Below are 19,385 nucleotides of genomic sequence, written 5' to 3' on the forward strand. Positions count from 1 at the left end.
ACCGCCCCGTGAGATGACGGAACGACGGAAGGGCCCGCGGCACGAAGCCACGGGCCCTTCCGGGGATGCCACGGGGAGTCAGGCGGCGGCCGGCTCCCGGACCTCGGCGAAGTGACAGGCCGAGTCGTGCGCGGCCGGGCCCTTCAGCACCGAGGGCACCGCGAGCAGCGGGATCTCCTCGGCGCAGCGGTCCTCCGCCTTCCAGCAGCGGGTGCGGAAGCGGCAGCCGGACGGCGGGTTGGCCGGCGAGGGGATGTCACCGGTCAGGATGATCCGATCGCGGTTCTCGCGCGCCGTCGGGTCCGGCACCGGCACCGCGGAGAGCAGCGCCTGGGTGTACGGGTGGGTGGCGTTCTCGTAGATCTGCTCGTCGGTGCCGATCTCGACCATCTTGCCGAGGTACATCACGCCGACGCGGTCGGAGATGTGCCGGACGATGGAGAGGTCGTGCGCGATGAACATGTACGACAGGCCGAAGTCGCCCTGCAGCTTCTCCAGCAGGTTGATCACCTGCGCCTGGACGGACACGTCCAGGGCGGAGACCGGCTCGTCGCAGATGATGATCTCGGGCTTGAGCGCGAGACCGCGGGCGATGCCGATGCGCTGGCGCTGGCCGCCGGAGAACTGGTGCGGGTACCGGTTGATGTACTCCGGGTTCAGACCCACGACGTCCAGCAGGTCCTGGACGGCCTTGCGGCGGTCGCCCTTGGGCGCCACCTCGGGGTGGATCTCGAACGGCTCCCCGATGATGTCGCCGACGGTCATGCGCGGGTTCAGCGAGGTGTACGGGTCCTGGAACACCATCTGGATGTTCCGGCGGACGGCCTTGAGGGCCTGGCCGGACAGCTTGGAGATGTCCTCGCCCTTGAACAGCACCTGGCCGGAGGTGGCCCGCTCCAGGTTCATCAGCACCTTGGCCAGCGTGGACTTGCCACAGCCGGACTCGCCGACGATGCCGAGCGTCTCGCCCTTCGCCAGCTCAAAGGAGATGCCGTCGACCGCCTTGACCGCGCCGACCTGCTTCTTGAAGAGGATGCCCTGGCTCAGCGGGTAGTGCTTGACCAGGTCCCTGACCTCCAGGATGGGCTCAGCCATGGAGGGTCTCCTTCCAGAGGTGGCACGCGCTGCGGCGGCCGGTGAGCTCCTTGCCGTCCTTGTCCGCCACCTGGTGCAGCGCCGGGATCTCCGTGCGGCACAGGTCGGTGGCGACGTCACAGCGGGGGTTGAACGCGCAGCCGGCCGGGACCTTCAGCAGGTTCGGGGGCAGGCCCTTGATCGCGTACAGCTCCTGGCCCTTCTGGTCCAGGCGCGGGATGGAGCGGAGCAGGCCCTTGGTGTACGGGTGCGCCGGGTTGGCGTACAGGTCGTGCACCGGGGCGGTCTCGACGATCCGGCCGGCGTACATCACCGCGATCTTGTCCGCGACGTCGGCGACCACGCCGAGGTCGTGGGTGATCAGGATCAGGCCCATGTTGTACTCGGCCTGGAGCTCCGCGAGCAGGTCCATCACCTGGGCCTGGACGGTGACGTCCAGGGCGGTGGTGGGCTCGTCCGCGATGATCAGGTCGGGCTGCATGGAGAGCGCCATGGCGATCATGATGCGCTGGCGCATGCCGCCGGAGAACTGGTGCGGGTAGTCGCCGACGCGCTGCCTGGCGGCCGGGATGCGCACCCGGTCCATCAGCTCGATGGCCTTCTCCTTGGCGTCCTTCTTGGAAGCGCCCTGGTGCACCCGGAACATCTCGCCGAGCTGGTAGCCCACGCTGAGCACGGGGTTGAGCGAGGACAGCGCGTCCTGGAAGATCATCGCGATCTTCTGGCCGCGGATCCTGCGCCGCTCCTCGTTGCCCATCTTGAGCATGTCCTGGCCGCGGTACAGGATCTCGCCCTGCGTCACCTTGCCGGGCGGCATGTCCAGGATGCCCATGATGGTCTGGGCGGTCACGGACTTGCCGGAGCCGGACTCTCCGAGCACGGCGAGCGTCTCGCCCGCCGCGACGGAGTAGTTGACGCCGTTCACGGCCTTCGCGATGCCGTCCCGGGTGTGGAACTCCACGTGGAGGTTCTTGACCTCCAGCAGCGGGGTGCCAACTTCGAGTCGGCCGCTCTTCTGGTTGTTGTTCTCGATCACGGTGGTCATCGGGTCGTCACCTCTTCTCTCAGCGGAGCTTCGGGTCGAGGGCGTCGCGCACCGCGTCGCCGAGCATGATGAAGGCCAGAACCGTGAGGCTCAGCATTCCGGCGGGGAAGAACAGGGCGAACGGAGCGGTCCGGATCACCTTCTGGGCGGTGTTGATGTCGATGCCCCAGGAGATGGTCGGGTCCTGCAGACCGATGCCGAGGAAGCTCAGCGTCGCCTCGGTGGCGATGTAGCCGCCGAGCGCGATGGTGGCGACGACGATCACGGGGGCGACCGCGTTCGGCAGGATGTGCTTCCACAGGATCCGGCTGGTGCCGGCGCCGAGCGCCTTGGCCGCCGTCACGAAGTCGGCCTGCTTGATGGTGATGACCGAACCGCGCATGACACGGGTCATCTGGGTCCAGCCCAGGGCGACCAGTGCGAACACCACGCTCCAGATGGTGCGCGAGGTGAAGGCGTTGAGGATCACCAGGGCGCCGAGCAGCAGCGGGATGCCGAAGAAGATGTCGGTGACCCGGGAGATGATCGTGTCGACCCAGCCACCGAAGTAGCCGGCCAGCATGCCGGTGATGCTGCCGAGGATGGTCACACCCGCGGTGACGCAGATGCCGACGACGACCGAGGCACGGGCCCCGTAGATCACCCGGGCGTAGATGCTGCGGCCCTGGAGGTCGTAGCCGAACCAGTCGGCCTGGAAGAAGTGGCTGTAGTTCGGCTTCGTCAGGTAGTGCGCGCGCAGGTCGCCTGCGCGCGGGTCCGCCGAAGTGAACAGCCCGGGGGCGATCGCGATGACGATCAGCAGCAGGATCAGCAGCGCGGAGATCACGAAGATCGGCTTGCGGCGCAGGTCGTGCCAGGCGTCGGAGCCGAGGCTGCGGGCCTTCTCGGGCTTGGCCGCCGCGGTGTCGGCGGCGCGCTGGGCCGGGATCTCCTCGGCCGTCTTCTTCTCGGTCAGGTCAGGCATAACGGATCCTCGGGTCCAGGACCGCGTAAAGCAGGTCGACGATCAGGCCGGCGGCCAGGTACACGAGCACCAGGAAGGCCACGAAGCCGGAGACGGTCGTGCCCTCCTTCAGGTTGATCGCGTGGAAGAGCGCGTTACCGACACCCTTGACGTTGAAGATGCCCTCGGTGACGATCGCGCCGCCCATCAGGGCGCCGAGGTCGGTGCCGAGGAAGGTGACCACCGGGATCATCGAGTTGCGGAGCAGGTGGGTGCCGATCACCTTGCGCCGCGGCAGGCCCTTGGCCACCGCGGTGCGGACGTAGTCGGCCTTGATGTTCTCGGCTATGGAAGTACGGGTGAGGCGCGCCACGTACGCCAGCGACAGCGAGCCGAGCACGATGGCCGGCAGCATCAGCTGGGTGATGTCGTTCGAGTCCTGGACGGTCGGCGTGACCCACTTCAGGTCGTCCGCGAAGACCGTCTGGAAGATGAAGCCGAGCACCGGAACCGGGATCGAGATCAGCAGCAGGGTCATGACCAGGGTGCCCTTGTCGAACGCCTTGCCCCGGCGAAGACCGGCGAACAGGCCGACAGAGACGCCCAGCACGATCTCGATGATGAAGGCCAGCAGCGCCAGCCGGACCGTGACCGGCAGCGCCTCGGTGATCACATCGAGCACCGGCCGTCCGGCCAGGGTGGTTCCGAAGTCACCGGTGAGCAGTTTCCCCATGTAATCGACGTACTGCTCGTACCACGGCTTGTCGAAGCCCATCTGGTGGGTCAGTGCGGCGAGCTGGGCCGGGTCCGGCGCCTTGTCGCCCCACATCGCGGCCACCGGGTCACCCGGCAGCAAGTGCACCATGACAAAGATGAGCAAGGTCGTTCCGAAGAAGACCGGGATCATCTGGAGCAGTCGCCTCGCGACAAAGCGCCCCATCGTGCCTCCATGTATGACTCTGCCGGGCCCGTCATCCCGGCCAGAGATAAGTCGGCGTGCCAACGGCCGGTGCCAGTCCTCGCCCTTGTGGGGATGGACGGGCACCGGCCGTTGTCACCGGGTCAGGCGGTGCCGACCGATTACTTCTTCTTGACCTCGACGTCGGTGTAGACCGGGTTGCCGAAGGAGTCGAACTTCACGTTCTGGACGTTGTTGGACCAGCCGGAGCTGGTCTTGTAGTACCAGAGCGGGATGGCCGGCATGTCCTTGGCCAGGACGGCCTCGGCCTGCTGGTAGAGCTCCGCGGTCTTCTCGACCGAGGTGGCCGCGTCGGCCTCCTTGGAGAGCTTGTCGAACTCCGGGCTGGAGTAGCCGGCGTCGTTCGCGGCGGCACCGGTGCCGTAGACGTCGCGCAGGAAGTTCGCGTTCAGCGGGTAGTCCTGCACCCAGCCGGTACGCATCATGCTCGACACCTGACGCTTGGTCACCAGGTCGCGCGAGGTCTTGAAGTCGGGCTTCGGGTCACCGAGGCACTCGACGCCGGTGGCCTGGCGGATCGAGTTGCAGACCGCGTCGACCCACTCCTTGTGACCGCCATCGGAGTTGTACAGGATGGTGATCTTGTTACCGGGGACACCGTTGCCCTCGGCGATGAGCTGCTTGGCCTTCGCCGGGTCGTACTTGCAGGCGTCGCCGCAGCTGCCGGCCTTGAAGCCCATGACGCCGGGCGCCACGAACGCGTCGGCGGGCTGACGCGTGCCGTTCAGCACGGTCTTGGTGATGGTGTCACGGTCGATGGCCATCGACAGGCCCTGGCGGACCTTGGCCTTCTCCGGAGCGTTCCACTCGGCGTTGTACAGCGCGAAGGAGATGTTCTGGATGGCGCCCTGCGGCTGGTCGACCGCGCGCTTGCCCAGGTCGTCCTTGTACTTGGGCAGGTCGGTCGAGTCGACCTGGTCCAGGACGTCGAGGGTGTCCGACATCAGGTCCTTGTACGCGGCCTCACCGGAGGTGTAGTTCCGGAAGACGATGCCGCCGTTCTTGGCCTTGTTGACGCCCGCGTACTTGTCGTAGGCGGCCAGGGTGATGGCCTTGTTGTGCTCCCACGAGACGAACTTGTACGGGCCGTTGCCGACCGGCTTCTGGCCGTAGCCCGCCGGGTCGGAGAAGAACCCGGTCGGCAGCGGGTAGAAGGCCGAGTAGCCGAGCTTGTACGTGAAGTACGAGACCGGGCTGGTCAGCTCGATGGTGAAGTGCGTGTCGTCGACGACCTTCAGACCGGACATGGTGTCGGCGGTCGGGTCACCCTTCTCCGGGTGAACGGCGTCGTAGCCGACGATGTCGGAGAACCAGTCCGAGTTGATCTGGTTGTTCTTGGTGTTCGCCGACCAGTTCCAGGAGTCCACGAAGGACTTGGCCGTCACCGGGGTGCCGTCGTGGAAAGTCCAACCGGACTTCAGCGTGACGGTGTAGCTCTTGGAGTCAGTGGTCTCGATCTTGTCGGCCACCTGGTTACGCAGGGCGCCGGTGGCGGGGTCGTAGTCGACAAGGCCCTGGAAGAGCTGCTTGACGATGCGGCCGCCCTGGTTCTCCATGGCGTTGGCCGGCTGCAGCGGACGCTGCGGCTCGCCGCTCTGGTAGCTGAACACGCCCTGGGCGTTGACCGCAGCGCCATCGGAGCTGCTCCCACCGGTGGAACCGCCACTGCTACAAGCAGTCGCGGCGAGGGCGACCGCAACAGCTGCGACAACCCACTTGGCCTGGCTCCCACCACGCATCGGTGTGCCTCCTGAATTCGACGTTGCAACGAGGAGGGCACTGCGGACGGGTGTTACCTGGCCCGCTGTGCCGTCCGCGCTCGTGGTTTCGGCGCGCACCCCTGCGCGTCACCCTTGACCCGAGCCTGACTGCACCCACTATCCGTCACGCACGGACACGAAAGTGACCAGTGACGATCTCAATTAGGTCACATGAACAGTCGGTAAGTTTCGAAAACCGGACATAAGAGACATAGCCAGACAGGCACCAAACGGACAGTCGTCATGAATGACGAACTGTCACGTTCGCTCAGCGGACACCTGGGAGTGATGAGCGCTATTCCGTTAATACGCCCGTCGACAACTTGGAGTAGTTGAAAAAGTTCGCCCCCCTCTCCATGGGAAAGGGGGGCGAAGCATTCCGGCCAAAGGCCGGTCAAGCCGTCCGGATCACGCCTTCTTGGCGCGCGAGGCGGTGCGGCCGCGGTCCTTCGCGTCGAGGACGACCTTACGGATGCGAACCGTCTCCGGGGTCACCTCGATGCACTCGTCCTCGCGGCAGAACTCCAGCGACTGCTCCAGCGAGAGCTTGCGCGGCGGGACGATCGACTCGGCCACGTCTGCGTTCGAGGAACGCATGTTGGTGAGCTTCTTCTCCTTGGTGATGTTGACGTCCATGTCGTCGGCGCGCGAGTTCTCGCCGACGATCATGCCCTCGTACACCTCGGTGCCCGGCTCGCAGAAGAGCACGCCGCGCTCCTGGAGGTTGGTCATCGCGAAGGCGGTGACCACACCGGACCGGTCGGCGACCAGCGAACCGTTGTTACGGGTCGTCAGGGTGCCGAACCACGGCTCGTGGCCCTCGTGGATCGAGTGCGCGATGCCGGTGCCGCGGGTGCTGGTGAGGAACTCGGTCCGGAAACCGATCAGACCGCGGGACGGGACGACGAACTCCATCCGGACCCAGCCCGAGCCGTGGTTGGACATGTTGTCCATCCGGCCCTTGCGGACGCCCATGAGCTGCGTGACCGCGCCCATGTGCTCCTCCGGCACGTCCACCGTGAGGCGCTCGACCGGCTCGTGGGTCTTGCCGTTGACCTGCTTGGTGACGACCTGCGGCTTGCCGACGGTCAGCTCGAAGCCCTCGCGGCGCATGGTCTCGATCAGGATGGCCAGCGCCAGCTCACCACGGCCCTGCACCTCCCAGGCGTCCGGGCGCTCGGTCTCCAGGACGCGCAGCGAGACGTTACCGATCAGCTCGCGGTCCAGGCGATCCTTCACCTGGCGGGCGGTGACCTTGCGGTCCACCTTGCCGCTGGACTTCGCGTCCGCGCCCTTGCCGCTGCCGCCACGGCCGACCAGCGGCGAGGTGTTGGTGCCGATGGTCATCGAGATGGCCGGCTCGTCCACCGTGATCAGCGGCAGCGCGATCGGGTTCTCCGGGTCGGCGAGGGTCTCGCCGATCATGATCTCGGAGATGCCGGCGACGGCGCAGATGTCACCCGGGCCCGCCACCTCGGCCGGCTTGCGGGTGAGCGCCTCGGTCATCAGCAGCTCCGAGATGCGGACGCTGGAGATGGTGCCGTCGCGCTTGATCCAGGCCACGGTCTGGCCCTTGCGCAGCTCGCCCTGCTCGACGCGCAGCAGCGCGATGCGGCCGAGGAAGTTGTCGGCGTCGAGGTTGGTGACGTGGGCCTGGAGCGGCGCGTCGGCCTCGTACGTCGGGGCCGGGACGTGCTCCAGCAGGGTGGAGAAGAACGGCTCCAGGCTGGTGCTGTCGGCCGGGACGGTGCCGTTCTCCGGCTTGGTCAGCGAGGCGACGCCGTCACGGGCACAGGCGTAGACGATCGGGAACTCGATCTGGTCCTCGTCCGCGTCCAGGTCCAGGAACAGGTCGTAGGTCTCGTTGATGACCTCGTCGATCCGGGAGTCCGGGCGGTCCGTCTTGTTGATGCAGAGGATGACGGGCAGCCGGGCGGTGAGCGCCTTGCGGAGCACGAAGCGCGTCTGCGGCAGCGGGCCCTCGGAGGCGTCGACCAGCAGGACGACGGCGTCCACCATCGACAGACCGCGCTCAACCTCGCCACCGAAGTCGGCGTGGCCCGGGGTGTCGATGATGTTGATGGTGATCGGCGCGCCACCATCCTTCGGGTGGTACTTGACGGCGGTGTTCTTCGCGAGAATGGTGATGCCCTTCTCGCGCTCCAGGTCGTTCGAGTCCATCATCCGGTCGTCGAGGTGCTGGTGGGCGGCGAAGGCGCCGGCCTGCTTCAGCATGGCGTCGACCAGAGTGGTCTTGCCGTGGTCGACGTGGGCGACGATAGCGACGTTGCGGATGTCGTTGCGCGTGGGCATGCCTAGCTGATTCTCCTGGAATCGTGGGTTGCGGCGCCCGGCCGCGAGACGCCGACCAGCGATCCCTTTGGATCGCCGCCGCCCGTTCCGCCTGCTACTACCGGTCCACCCGCCGTGGCAACGGACATGCCTCGGCTTCCTCCTATCGTACGGGGAAGCGCCCAGGTGAGCAGAAACGGGCAGGTCGGGCGGGATCAAGATCACAGACAGGTCACCCGTTCGTCACCCGGTGTTCGCTCTCCGACCGGCTCCGACGGGCCCGGGGAACGGGCTCAGCCGCTCCACCCCACGTCCTGGAAGCGCGGCCAGCCGTACCCCCAGACCCCGGCGCCCGCGACGCCCGCCCGGACGCCGACCAGCTCGGGCCGCTGGTAGAGCGGCACCGAGTGGCCGAGCTGCCAGATCCGCACGTCCGCCTCCTGGAGCAGGCCGAGCCGGGCGGCCGGGTCGAGCTCGGCGGTGGCGCGGTCGAAGAGCCGGTCGATCTCCTCGGTTCCGCTGCGGGCGTAGTTGCTGCCGAGGTCGAGGGTGCCGTCGGCGTCGGGCCGGGGCTTGGCGTAGACGGGCCGCTGCTCGCTCGCCGGGCTGGTGCCGGCGGGCCAGGAGAACAGGGCGAGGTCGTACTCCCCGGCGGCCAACTGGTCCTGGACGAAGGTGTCGGCGGACGCCGTCACGGCCTTCACCTCGACACCGGACTCGCCGAGGTCGGCGGCGAGCGCGTCGGCGGTCCGCTTGGCGGTCGCGGAGCCGGCCGGGACGAGCAGGGTGAGGGTGAGCTCCTTGTCGTCCTTGGTGCGGGTGCCGCCGGTGTCGGGCCGCTTCCAGCCCGCCTCGTCGAACAGCCGGGCGGCGTCGGCCGGGCCGGCGGCCGCACTGTTGTCGCGGTAGCCGTCCTGGTCGCCGGCGAGCAGGTGGCTGCCCAGCGGGGCGCCGGGCAGGCCGAGCGGGGTGAGCGCGGCGTCGGCGATCCGCCGCCGGTCGACGGCGCGGGTCAGGGCGAGCCGCAGGGCCGGGTCGGCGAGCGGGCCGTGGGCGGAGTTGAGGGTGAGCTGGGTGAGCGAGGCGCCGACGGCCCGGTGCACGATGACGCCGTGCAGTCCCTCGGCCCGCCGCAGGGCCAGCGCCGCGGCCTCGGGTGCGGCGCCCGGGGGCGCCGCCTCGGCGGTCGGCGTGCCGGAGGCGGCCGGGGTGTCGGTCGGCACGGCGGTCGGCGTGGCGGAGGCGGTGGGCGTGGCGGAGGCGGCCGGAGCGGGCGCGGGCACCGCCTGGTCCACCGCCGCGGTGAGCGGGGCGATGTCCAGCCGGTTCTGGTCGAGCGCGTCCAGCCGGCCCTCCGGCGGCGCGGCGATGAACTCGATCCGGTCGGTCTTCGGCTGGTCCCCCCACCACCGCGGGTTGCGGGCGAGGACGACCTGCCCGCCCGCGGCGTCGTACCCGGAGACGGTGTACGGCCCGGCGCTCAGGTGCTCGCCGCCGGTCAGCGCCCGGTTGAACGCGGCCGGGGTGGCCGTCTCGGCCGCCGGGTAGAGCGGGCCGAACAGCGAGCGCCATTCGGCGTACGGGCGCCGGAAGGTCACCCGGACTTCGTGCGGGTCGGCGCCCTGGGCGATCGCCTCGATGGCGTCGTACCCGGTCGGGCGGCCGCCCTGGTAGGCCGGGTCGAGGCCGGAGAGGGCGGCCCGCTGGGCGGTCAGGTCGGCCGCCGTGAGCGGGGTGCCGTCGCTCCAGACCGCGCGCGGGTTGAGCCGGTAGGTGACGACCTGCGGCTGCTTCCCGGGCGGGGTGGACTCGGCGCCGACCAGGTAGTCCGGGTCGGGGACGAGCCGGCCGTGCCCGTCGGGCCGGAACAGCGAGGGGTAGAGGGCGTGCGCGAGCAGTGCCGAGTCGGCGGTCGCCTCGCCCTGGTAGACGTTGAGCGTGGCCGGGACGCCGTCCACGGCCCAGCGCAGCTTGCCGCCGCCCCGGACGGCGGTGCGGTCGGCGGTCCGGACGTCCCCGGTGCCGGAGGTGGGGTCGGCCGAGGCCGGCGCGGGGTCGGGGGTACGGGCCGGATCCGGGCCATCGGAGCAGCCGCCGAGGCCGGCGGCGAGCAGCAGCGCGACGGCTGCGGTGGTGAGCTGGCGGACGCGCATGGCGGCCATGGAACGCCGTCCGGGTGCCCGGGCCCGGGCCGACACGGCGGACCGCCCGCCGACTGCACCCGGACGGCCGAACCGCCGGGGCCTCCAGCCGCCCTAGAGCCCCAGCTCGAACCAGACGATCTTGCCCTTGGGCGTCCGCCGGCTGCCCCAGCGCTCGGCCAGCAGGCTGACCAGTTGCAGGCCGCGCCCGCCCTCGTCGGTCTCCTGGGCGCGCCGCTGCCGGGGCTGGGCGTAGCCGTCGTCCCAGACCTCGCAGACCAGGCCGCGATCGCGCAGCAGCCGCAGCCGGATCTCGCCCCGGCCGTGCTTGAGCGCGTTGGTGACCAGTTCGCTGACCAGCAGCTCGGTGGTGTCCACGAGCTCCTCCAGGCCGCGGGTCAGCAGCCAGCTGCAGGCCAGCTCGCGGGCCTTGGCGACGGAGGTGGGCTCGGGCGGCAGGAACCAGTTGCCGACGGCGTCCTCGGGGAAGGCGTGCACCTTGGCCATCAGCAGGGCGATGTCGTCCTCGCCGTGGTGCGGGTTGAGCTCGCCGAGGACGTGCTCGCAGAGTTCTTCGAGGCCCTTGCCCTTGGCCGACAGCGCGGTGCGGAAGCCGCGCAGGCCCTCGTCCAGCTGGTGCTTGCGGCTCTCCACCAGGCCGTCGGTGTAGAGGCCGAGGATGGCGCCGTCCGGGAGGGTCAGCTCGACCTCCTCGAAGGGCTCGCCGCCGACGCCGAGCGGCAGGCCGGGCGGGACGTCGAGCATCCGGGCGGGTTCGCCGGGGCTGAGCAGGACGGGCGGCAGGTGGCCGGCGTTGGCGATCCAGCAGCGCCGGGTGACGGCGTCGTAGACCGCGTAGACGCAGGTGGCCAGGTAGACCTCGCGGGCCTCCTCGTCGGCGGCGGAGGTGAGCCGGCCGTACGGGGTGGGCGGGCCGGCCGCCACGGTGTCGCCGCCGAGGCCACGGGCGATCTCGTCGAGGGCGGTGAGCACCTCGCCGGGCTCCAGGTCGAGCATGGCGAGGGTGCGGACGGCGGTGCGCAGCTGGCCCATGGCGACGGCGGCGCGCAGGCCGCGCCCCATCACGTCGCCGATGACCAGGGCGGTGCGGTTGCCGGGCAGCGGGATGACGTCGAACCAGTCGCCGCCGACCTCGGTGTTGTTGTTGCTGGGCAGGTAGCGGCAGGCGATCTCCAGGCCGCTGGCGGCCGGGTTGCCCGGGGGCAGCAGGCTGCGCTGGAGGATCAGGGCGCGCTCGTGCTCGCGGCGGTAGAGCCGGGCGTTGTCGATGCAGACGGCGGCGCGGGCGACGAGTTCCTCGGCGATGGCGACGTCGCGGGCGTCGAAGGGCTCGCTGCCGATCGCGCGGGAGAGCTGGACGAGGCCGAGCACCTGGTCGCGGGCGACCAGCGGGACGATCAGGGTGGAGCGCAGCAGCGGGTCGGGCCCGGGCTCGGGGACGACGCTGCGGCCGGTGCGCAGCGCCCGGGCGTGCGGGGAGCGTCGCGGGTAACAGAGGGTGCCGCCGGCCTCGGCGATGGGCAGGCCGGTGACCGAGCCGAGCACCGAGGAGGCGCCGCCGATGACGCTGGAGACGGCGACCCGGCGCAGTTCGCCGCTGCCGTCGGTGAGCACGGTGTCGCCGAGCCGGCCGGCGCTGGGCACGGTCTCGCCGGAGAGCAGCGCGGTGTACAGGTCGACGGTGGCGAGGTCGCAGAACGGCGGGACGACGACGTCGAGCAGTTCCTTGGCGGTGGTCTCCAGGTCGAGGGTGGAGCCGATGTGCGCGCTGGCCTCGTTGAGCAGGGCGAGGTTGCGGCGGACGCCGTCGGCCTCGCGCTCGGCGACGTGCCGGCTGGTGACGTCGGAGACCTGCCCGGCGAGGCCGATCGGCTGTCCGGCCGCGCCGTTGAGGCGGTACAGCGAGACGGCCCAGAGCCGGTTGCCCTCGCGGGTGGGGACGGCGCCGTGGAAGCGCAGGTCGAAGACGGGCTCGCCGGTGGCGAGGACCTTGCGCAGGGCGGCGGTGAGGCGGTCGGCCTCGGACGGCGGGAAGAGGTCGTGCGGGGTGAGGCCTTCGAGGTCGGTGGGGGCCAGGCCCATGCCGGAGGCGAAGGCGTCGTTGACCCGCTGGAGACGCAGCCGGTCGTCGAAGAGGATGAAGCCGGTGGGCGTCTGCCCGAAGACGGCCTCGGAGGCGGCGAGGTCGGTCTCGACCCGGCGCAGTCGGCCGAGGTCGACGGCCAGGCAGGTGGCGCCGGCGGTGGGCAGGGCGCTGTCGGGCATCAGGTAGAGCTCGGCGAGGCCCTCGCCGCCGGCGGCGTCCCGGTAGGGGGCGGTGCCGACCCATTCCTCGCCGGCCAGGGCGCGTTCCAGCCGCGCGCGGCCGCGCTGCCAGAGTTCGCGGGGGACGAAGGTGGTGATCGGGTCGGCGCCGACGGCGTCGGGGGCGGGGACGCCGAAGAACTCGGCGGCGCGCTCGCTCCACTGGCTGATCCGGCCGTCGGGGCCGATGGTGAAGGTGGCGACCCGGATGTAGTCGTAGATCGACCCGGGGCCGCCCGCGCCCCACGGGTGGTCCGCGGCCCCGGGGTGGTGACCGAGGCCCACGGGGCCGGCGCCGGGCGGGTCCGCCGGTACGGGCAGGTGCGGTGAACCGGCCTGCCCGGGCACGACAGCATGACCGCTGCTGCTCGGCGCGTTCCGCGCCGGGGTGCTGTTCAACGGACCGACCCCTCCAACCCGCGACCGTCCGGATGTCGAGAAGACCGAGTATTCATCATCGAGGGGTACGTTCACACGCCCTCAACATCACAACATCAGATCGGGCGAAGGTTTTTGTCCTACCGCCCGCGCAACCACAATGCCACGTCCGCGCCCCCTTCCGGGCTGCGCGCTCCCCCCGGCCACCTGCTGGCATATGCGGTTCCGTCCTCCTCGCCCCCGCTCGGGCTCACGCCCCCGACCCGCTGCGCTCCCTATGACTCGTCGGGCTCATTACCCGGCAGCGTCTGCTCGAACCAGACCACCTTGCCGATGCCCTCGGCCCGCGCACCCCAGCGCAGTGCCAGGCGGCGGACCAGTTCCAGGCCCCGGCCGCCCTCGTCGGCCTCGGCCGCGTGCCGCTCCCGGGGCGGGTCGGGCAGCGGGTCGGAGATCTCGACCAGCAGCGTCTCGCCGAGCGTCAGCCGCACGCCGATGGGGGCGCTGGCGTACCGGACGGCGTTCGTGACCAGCTCGCTGACCAGTAGCTCCGTGGTGTCGGTGAGCTCCTCGACGCCCCACTCGGCGAGCGCGGAGCGGACCAGCCGGCGGGCCCGGGAGACGGCGGTGGGCTCGGCGGGCAGGGTCCAGCCGACCGTCGGGGTGCCGGCCTGGCCGTGGCCGAGCCGGGCCAGCAGCAGCGCGACGTCGTCCGGCTCGCGGCCCTGCTCCATGGTGCCGAGCACGGCCTCGCAGGCGGCCTGGATGGAGGCGTGCGGCTCCTGGAGCACGGTGACCAGCCGGCCGAGGCCGACGTCGAGGTCCTTGTCCCGGGACTCGACCAGGCCGTCGGTGCAGAGGGCGAGCAGGCTGCCCTCGGGGATCTTCAGTTCGACGGATTCGAACGGGACGCCGCCGACGCCGAGCGGGGCGCCGGAGGGGAGGTCGAGGATCCGGCCCGCGCCGCCGCGCAGCGGGCCGCCGGTCCGGGTCGGCTCCCCGCCCTCCTCGCCCGGCACCACCAGGACGGGCGGGATGTGCCCGGCCTTGGCGACGGTCAGTCTGGCCGTCCCCGGGTCGAACACCGCGTAGACGCAGGTGGCGAGCAGCGCCTCGTCCGGGCCCTGGGCCAGGTCGTCGGCCAGTTCGTGGACGTGCCGCAGCAGGACGTCCGGCGGCAGGTCGAGGGCGGCCAGCACCCGGACGGCGGTGCGCAGCCGGCCCATGGTGGCGGCGGCCCGCAGTCCGTGGCCCATCACGTCGCCGACCACCAGCGCGGTGCGGTCGCCGGGCAGCGGGATGACGTCGAACCAGTCGCCGCCGACCTCGGCGCCGCTGCTGCCGGGCACGTACCGGTAGGCGACCTCGACGCCGGTGGGCTGCGGGACCTGCTGCGGGAGCAGGGTGCGCTGGAGGGTGAGCGCGGCGGTGCGCTCGCGGGCGTACAGCCGGGCGTTGTCCAGCGAGCTGCCGGCCCGGTCGGCCAGCTCGACGGTGAAGGCCAGGTCGTCCCGGTCGAAGCCCTCCCGGTAGCCGCCCCGGCTGACCAGCAGCAGGCCGATCACGATGCCGCGGGCGCGCAGCGGGACGACCAGCATGGAGTGCACGCCCAGGTCGTGGGCGGCCTGCGTCTTCGGGTCGCCGGGGTACGTCACGTCGTCGAGCTGGTCCGCGCCGGAGAGCAGTTCGGGGACGCCGGTGCGCAGCACCCGGCCGCAGGCGGAGTCCTCGGCGAAGGTGATCCGGGCGCCGCGGCGGAGCATCACCTCGACCTCGGGGCCGTCCTGGACGGAGGCGGTGCCGAGCTGGAGCAGCGAGGTGCGGCGGTCGTGGCCGTGCCGGGGCAGGTCGTCGCCGTGCGCGACGGCCTGCAGCAGGATCACCGCGGAGTGGTCGGTGAGCCGGGGGACGACGGAGCTGGCGAGCTCCTGGGCGATCCGGGCGGCGTCGAGCAGGTCGCCGACCCGGGAGCCGAACTCGTTGAGCAGCGAGAGCCGGCGCCGGGCGTGCTCGACCTTGGCGACGGCGCGGTAGCGCTCGGTCACGTCCATCACGGTGCCGGAGATGCCGAGCACCCGGCCTGAGCGGTCGGTCATCCGGCTGTAGGAGATCGAGCGGTAGCCGGAGCGGGCGGTGACCGGGGAGGCCAGGGTGACGTCGATGACCGGCTCGCCGGTGGCCAGCACCTGGCGCTGGATCGCGGTGACCTCGTCGGCGGCCCGCTCGGGCAGGGTCTCGCCGGTGGTCCGGCCGACGTGGTCCTCCAGGGCGACGCCGTTCATCTCGGCCAGGGTCTGGTTGACGGCGGTGTAGCGCAGCTCGGTGTCCATGATCGCGATGCCCAGCGGGGACTGCTCGAACAGCGCGTCACGGACGGCGAGGTCGCGCTCGACGGCCCGGACGGCGGCCGCCTCGGCCATGTTGACCTGGAGGAACGGGGTGCCGTCGCCGTCCACCAGGAGGGAGATCCGGGCGTCCACCGCGATCGGCACGCCGTCCCGGTCGCGCAGTTCGGCGTTGCCGGCCCAGCGGCCGTGGCGCAGGGTGTCCTGGATCGCGGCCCGGATCCGGCCGACCTGCTCCTCGTCGGGGATCAGCTCGTCGATCCGGCGGCCGACCAGCAGCTCGTTCGGCCAGCCGAGCAGTTCCTCGGCGGCCGGGCTCCAGAGCACCACCCGGCCCGCGGTGTCCAGGATCGCGATGGCGACCTTCAGCATGTCGAGCAGGCTGCCCTCGCCCGGTACGCCGGGGCCGTACGGGGCGTCGGACGGCCCGCCGGGGAACGGTCGGGCGGGCCGGCTGCGCAGGCCGGGCTGGGGGCCCGGGTCGGAGACGGGGACAGCCAGGGCCGGCGCCGGCTGGTCGGGCCGCGGGACGTCGGGGGCATCGGCGGCGTCCCGCCGACGGCGGCCGGGCGGCGGCTGCGGGGCGGCGGGCTGGGCACCCCGGCGCAGCCGGGCGCGGGCGGCTGCGCTCCCCGCGGCGCCTGTCCGCCGTGCTCCTCCGCCGCCGTTCCCGGTACTCGACACCGACGGGGCCTCCGGCTCTGGTCGGGATCGGCGTCGCCGGCTGGGGCGGCTCACCGATGGTGACGAATAGTGCCGAAAAGTGACATACCCAGCAGAACCCAGGCTATCCCGGCCGCCGGGTCGTCTTGTCTGATTGACCTACCCCGTACCCCGCGCGTCGCACACCGGCTCAGGCCGCCCTATGCATGGAGCAACCGGGCGACGTGCGGCAGGACGTCGCGGTCGTGCTCGATCCAGTCGACGCTGTCCAGCTCGGCCGGGCCGAGCCAGCGCAGCTCGTCGTGGTCCTCCAGAGGACGGGGGTCGCCGGCCAGCAGCTCGGCCGCCCAGAAGCGCAGCTCCAGACCCGGCCGGACGCTCCACGCGCCCGGCAGCCGCTCCAGCGCCCGCGCCCGGACACCCAGTTCCTCCAACAGCTCCCGCTCCAGCGCCTGCGCCTCGGTCTCGCCGGGTTCGGCCTTCCCGCCCGGGAACTCCCAGCGCCCCGCCACCGCCGCGGGCGCGCTGCGCCGTGCGGCGAGCACCCGGCCCCGGTGGATGAGGGCGCCGCCGACGACGATCCGGGGCTCGACGGGGTTCTCGCTGGCCTTGTCCATGGGCCCGACCTTAGGGCGTGTCCGCCCCCGCGCCGTCCGCAGCCTCGGGCTCGGGCTCGGGCTCGGGCTCGGCCTCGACCCAGTACAGCTGCTTGTGGCCGCGGGCCTCGAACTCGGCCGCCAGCCGCTCCGCCGCGAGGCGGTCGAGCCCGCCCGCGACCAGGAAGCGGTTGCCGTTGTCGTCCTGCCGCATCACCCGAAAGGCGCTCATGGCGGGGAGCGTATCCCCGGCCTGCGTGGGGGTCGGGCCGGGGATCCGCCCCCACGACGCTACGGACGGCTCGCTACCGGCAGGTACGGGCGCGGTTAACGGCGGGTAACCCGGCCGCGCCCGGCGGCTCAGAACCGTCGGCGGCTCAGACCCCTCGGCGGCTCAGACCTGGAGGTCGGGCACCTGCTCGCCGGTGGACAGGCCGAGCCCGCGCCGGATCTCGATGCTGAGCGGCACCGACTTGGTCACCAGCGCCCGGGCCCGTCGGACGTCGCCCTCCAGGTCGTCGCCGGAGGCCGCCGCGTCCCAGGCGGTCGCGGCCGCCTCCTGGGCCGCGGCCAGCTTGCGGACCGCCGGCTTGACCTCGGCAGGCCACGCCGCCGACGCCTTGTTCAGCGCCGTGGCCTCCGCGTGGGAGGCGGTGGACATCCGCCGGGCCCACGTCCGGTACTCGGACGACGCGTCCGCGAAGCCCTTGCTCGGCTGCTCCGCGTAGGCGTCGTTGAAGCCCCGGACGGCCTCCAGGTAGGCCAGCTGGGCGGGGTTCAGGCTGCCCCGGTCGGTGCGGACCGTCCCCAGGTGCTCGCCGTCGCGGTCCTCGAACGCGCAGGTGACGTAGCGGTCGCCGGACCTCCAGTTGCCCCGCGTCGGGTAGAGGTAGACGTCGTCCATGCCGTCCGGGATCGCCCACTGGTCGAGGGCGTAGTCGTCGAGCACCGTGCGGCACAGGTCGGCGGCCTGCAGGCGGACCGTCGCCTCGCCCGGGTAGGACGGGCCGTCGCTCGCCGGGATCCGGGCGGTGCCGGCCACCTCGCCGTGGTGCGCGGCCGAGCACGGCACCCGGCGGACCCAGTAGAGCGTCTCGTCGCCGCCCTCGGGGTCGGCCCGGCTGCCGTTCTCGGGGGTGTTGTAGCAGTCCCCGGACTTCAGCGCGGCCCACGGGACGGACCCGGCCGGGGCCTTCGTGGACTGGTCGAACCTGCCGCCCCCGGGGAGCTCGAAGGTCGAACCGGCCACGGCGAGCGACAGCAGCACCGTGCCGACCACGCCGAGCACCAGGCCGGTCACCGCCATGCCGAAGCCGCGCTCCTTGCGGCGGTTGATCTGGACCAGCGCGATGATGCCGAACACCAGGGCCACCGGCGCCACCACGACCAGGCCGGTCACCAGGGCGGCGACCGCGAAACCGTTGGTGACGGGGGCGGGCCGGGGGTAGGGGAAGCCGGGCTGGAGGCCGGACTGTGCGGCGGGCGGCACCGATGCCCAGCCGCCGGCGGGCAGCGGCGGGGGCGGTGGCTGCGGCGGGGCCTGCGACGGCAGGGGCGCGGCCCACGGGTTGGCGGGCGCGGTCGGCACGGGCGGGGCGGCGGGCGCGGGAGGCTCGGGCTGCGCCTGCTGCTCCGACTGCCCCGTCCGCTCGGCCTGCTTCGCCGTCGCGGCCTCGTGGGCCGGTATGCGGGGATCGGCCGCGGGCGGCTCGGACGCAGGCTTGGACACGTGGACTCCCCCGGCCCGCCGGTACGGGCATCGACTCGGCAGCTCGACTCGTCGGCTCGCCCCCTCCAGCAGCGGGCCGGACGGGCCCGAACGGCCCCGGTACGAGCGGACGCGCGACTTTACCCGATCTTTCCGAACGCCCGCGCGACCGTTTCCCCCACCCCGTCGCCTCGCCGCCATCTGCGGGGCCGCCCTGGCCCGGCCCCGATCTCGACCCTGCCCCCGGTCAGCCGCGCGCCAGGATCTCGCCGTGCAGCATGGAGAACCAGCCGTCCCCGGCGGCACTCCACTCCTGCCAGCCGGCCGCGATCCGCGCCAGTTCGGCCCGGTCCGCGAAGCCCCGCTCCACCGCCGTCCGGCCGATGGCGGAGCCGGTCACCCGGTCCGCCCACATCCCGCCCCACCAGGCACGCTGCTCGGGCGTCGCGTACGTCCAGGTGGTGGCGGTCGCGGCGATGTCGGTGAAGCCCGCCGCCCGCGCCCAGGACAGCAGCCGCCGCCCGGCGTCCGGCTCGCCGCCGTTGGCGCGAGCGATCCGCTCGTACAGTTCCAGCCAGCGGTCCAGCGCGGGCGCCTCGGGGAACCAGGTCATCGACGCGTAGTCGACGTCCCGGGCCGCGACCACACCGCCCGGCGCCGCGACCCGGCGCATCTCGCGCAGCGCGGCCACCGGGTCGGCCACGTGCTGCAACACCTGGTGGGCGTGCACCACATCGAACTCACCTTCCTGGTGTGGCAGTTCGTGGACATCGGCGATCTCGAACACGACATTGGACAGGCCCCGGCCGGCCACGTACGCGGCGGCCTGCTCCAGCACCTCGCCGGAGGTGTCCACGGCCACCACGCGACCGCCCGGGCCGACCAGCTCGGCCAGGTCGGCGGTGATCGTGCCGGGCCCGCAGCCGATGTCCAGCAGCGCCTGCCCAGGGCGCAGTTCGGGCAGCAGGTAGGCGGCCGAGTCGGCGGCCGTCCGGGAGCGGTGCGAGCGCAGCACGGCCTCCTGGTAGCCGTGGGTGTAGACGGTGGCGGGCTGCTGTCCGGTCATGGTGTCCCCCTGGGGCGTGGTCGGTTTCCGCGACGCCTTCGACGCTAGC

Annotated in this window: 13 protein-coding genes; all 13 read right to left on the reverse strand. The window is 71.9% G+C overall.

Features of this window, described 5'->3' with window-relative positions; translation table 11 throughout:
• Window positions 1–78: 78 nt before the first annotated feature.
• Window positions 79–1,095 carry an ABC transporter ATP-binding protein gene (locus ACFV6I_RS07990; protein ID WP_063347957.1) on the reverse strand — a complete coding sequence of 339 codons (1,017 nt, stop codon included), beginning with the start codon at window positions 1,093–1,095 and terminating at the stop codon, window positions 79–81.
• A complete protein-coding gene (locus ACFV6I_RS07995; RefSeq protein WP_063347958.1) occupies window positions 1,088–2,140 on the reverse strand; it encodes an ABC transporter ATP-binding protein in 1,053 nt (350 codons plus the stop codon). Before ACFV6I_RS07995 ends, ACFV6I_RS07990 begins: the two co-directional genes overlap by 8 nt.
• A 19-nt stretch (window positions 2,141–2,159) precedes the next feature.
• A complete protein-coding gene (locus tag ACFV6I_RS08000; protein ID WP_063347959.1) occupies window positions 2,160–3,104 on the reverse strand; it encodes an ABC transporter permease in 945 nt (314 codons plus the stop codon).
• On the reverse strand, window positions 3,097–4,023 hold the full coding sequence (locus ACFV6I_RS08005; RefSeq protein WP_063347960.1) for an ABC transporter permease: 927 nt from the start codon (window positions 4,021–4,023) through the stop codon (window positions 3,097–3,099). Before ACFV6I_RS08005 ends, ACFV6I_RS08000 begins: the two co-directional genes overlap by 8 nt.
• A 140-nt stretch (window positions 4,024–4,163) precedes the next feature.
• The gene (locus tag ACFV6I_RS08010; protein ID WP_063347961.1) at window positions 4,164–5,801 is read right to left on the reverse strand and encodes an ABC transporter substrate-binding protein; all 1,638 of its coding nucleotides are present in this window, start codon (window positions 5,799–5,801) and stop codon (window positions 4,164–4,166) included.
• 429 nt (window positions 5,802–6,230) lie between these two features.
• On the reverse strand, window positions 6,231–8,135 hold the full coding sequence (gene typA / locus ACFV6I_RS08015) for a translational GTPase TypA (RefSeq protein ID WP_063347962.1): 1,905 nt from the start codon (window positions 8,133–8,135) through the stop codon (window positions 6,231–6,233).
• A 272-nt stretch (window positions 8,136–8,407) separates the two neighbouring features.
• On the reverse strand, window positions 8,408–10,267 hold the full coding sequence (locus ACFV6I_RS08020; RefSeq protein WP_380423916.1) for an ABC transporter family substrate-binding protein: 1,860 nt from the start codon (window positions 10,265–10,267) through the stop codon (window positions 8,408–8,410).
• A gap of 102 nt (window positions 10,268–10,369) precedes the next feature.
• Window positions 10,370–12,979 carry a SpoIIE family protein phosphatase gene (locus ACFV6I_RS08025; RefSeq protein ID WP_380423917.1) on the reverse strand — a complete coding sequence of 870 codons (2,610 nt, stop codon included), beginning with the start codon at window positions 12,977–12,979 and terminating at the stop codon, window positions 10,370–10,372.
• Window positions 12,980–13,233: 254 nt separating this feature from the next.
• Window positions 13,234–15,987, reverse strand: coding sequence for a SpoIIE family protein phosphatase (locus ACFV6I_RS08030; protein WP_380423918.1), 2,754 nt, complete (start codon window positions 15,985–15,987; stop codon window positions 13,234–13,236).
• Between the two features lie 179 nt (window positions 15,988–16,166).
• Complete coding sequence (locus ACFV6I_RS08035) at window positions 16,167–16,583, reverse strand: NUDIX domain-containing protein (protein ID WP_063347964.1); 417 nt, start codon at window positions 16,581–16,583, stop codon at window positions 16,167–16,169.
• 10 nt (window positions 16,584–16,593) lie between these two features.
• On the reverse strand, window positions 16,594–16,794 hold the full coding sequence (locus ACFV6I_RS08040) for an SPOR domain-containing protein (protein ID WP_380423919.1): 201 nt from the start codon (window positions 16,792–16,794) through the stop codon (window positions 16,594–16,596).
• Window positions 16,795–16,956: 162 nt separating this feature from the next.
• Window positions 16,957–18,291 (reverse strand): DUF4190 domain-containing protein, encoded by a 1,335-nt coding sequence (locus tag ACFV6I_RS08045; protein WP_380423920.1) that lies wholly within the window; start codon window positions 18,289–18,291, stop codon window positions 16,957–16,959.
• A gap of 226 nt (window positions 18,292–18,517) precedes the next feature.
• On the reverse strand, window positions 18,518–19,336 hold the full coding sequence (locus ACFV6I_RS08050) for a methyltransferase domain-containing protein (protein WP_380423921.1): 819 nt from the start codon (window positions 19,334–19,336) through the stop codon (window positions 18,518–18,520).
• Between the last annotated feature and the right edge of the window lie 49 nt (window positions 19,337–19,385).

The sequence above is a fragment of the Kitasatospora sp. NPDC059803 genome (assembly GCF_042732255.1).
In the GTDB taxonomy this organism is placed as follows: domain Bacteria; phylum Actinomycetota; class Actinomycetes; order Streptomycetales; family Streptomycetaceae; genus Kitasatospora.

Coding starts and splice junctions, on each gene's coding strand:
- ACFV6I_RS07995 (WP_063347958.1), bottom strand. CDS start 2,140: ATGACCACCGTGATCGAGAACAACAACCAGAAGAGCGGCCGACTCGAA.
- ACFV6I_RS08005 (WP_063347960.1), bottom strand. CDS start 4,023: ATGGGGCGCTTTGTCGCGAGGCGACTGCTCCAGATGATCCCGGTCTTC.
- ACFV6I_RS08040 (WP_380423919.1), bottom strand. CDS start 16,794: ATGAGCGCCTTTCGGGTGATGCGGCAGGACGACAACGGCAACCGCTTC.
- ACFV6I_RS08020 (WP_380423916.1), bottom strand. CDS start 10,267: ATGCGCGTCCGCCAGCTCACCACCGCAGCCGTCGCGCTGCTGCTCGCC.
- typA (WP_063347962.1), bottom strand. CDS start 8,135: ATGCCCACGCGCAACGACATCCGCAACGTCGCTATCGTCGCCCACGTC.
- ACFV6I_RS08050 (WP_380423921.1), bottom strand. CDS start 19,336: ATGACCGGACAGCAGCCCGCCACCGTCTACACCCACGGCTACCAGGAG.
- ACFV6I_RS07990 (WP_063347957.1), bottom strand. CDS start 1,095: ATGGCTGAGCCCATCCTGGAGGTCAGGGACCTGGTCAAGCACTACCCG.
- ACFV6I_RS08000 (WP_063347959.1), bottom strand. CDS start 3,104: ATGCCTGACCTGACCGAGAAGAAGACGGCCGAGGAGATCCCGGCCCAG.
- ACFV6I_RS08010 (WP_063347961.1), bottom strand. CDS start 5,801: ATGCGTGGTGGGAGCCAGGCCAAGTGGGTTGTCGCAGCTGTTGCGGTC.
- ACFV6I_RS08035 (WP_063347964.1), bottom strand. CDS start 16,583: ATGGACAAGGCCAGCGAGAACCCCGTCGAGCCCCGGATCGTCGTCGGC.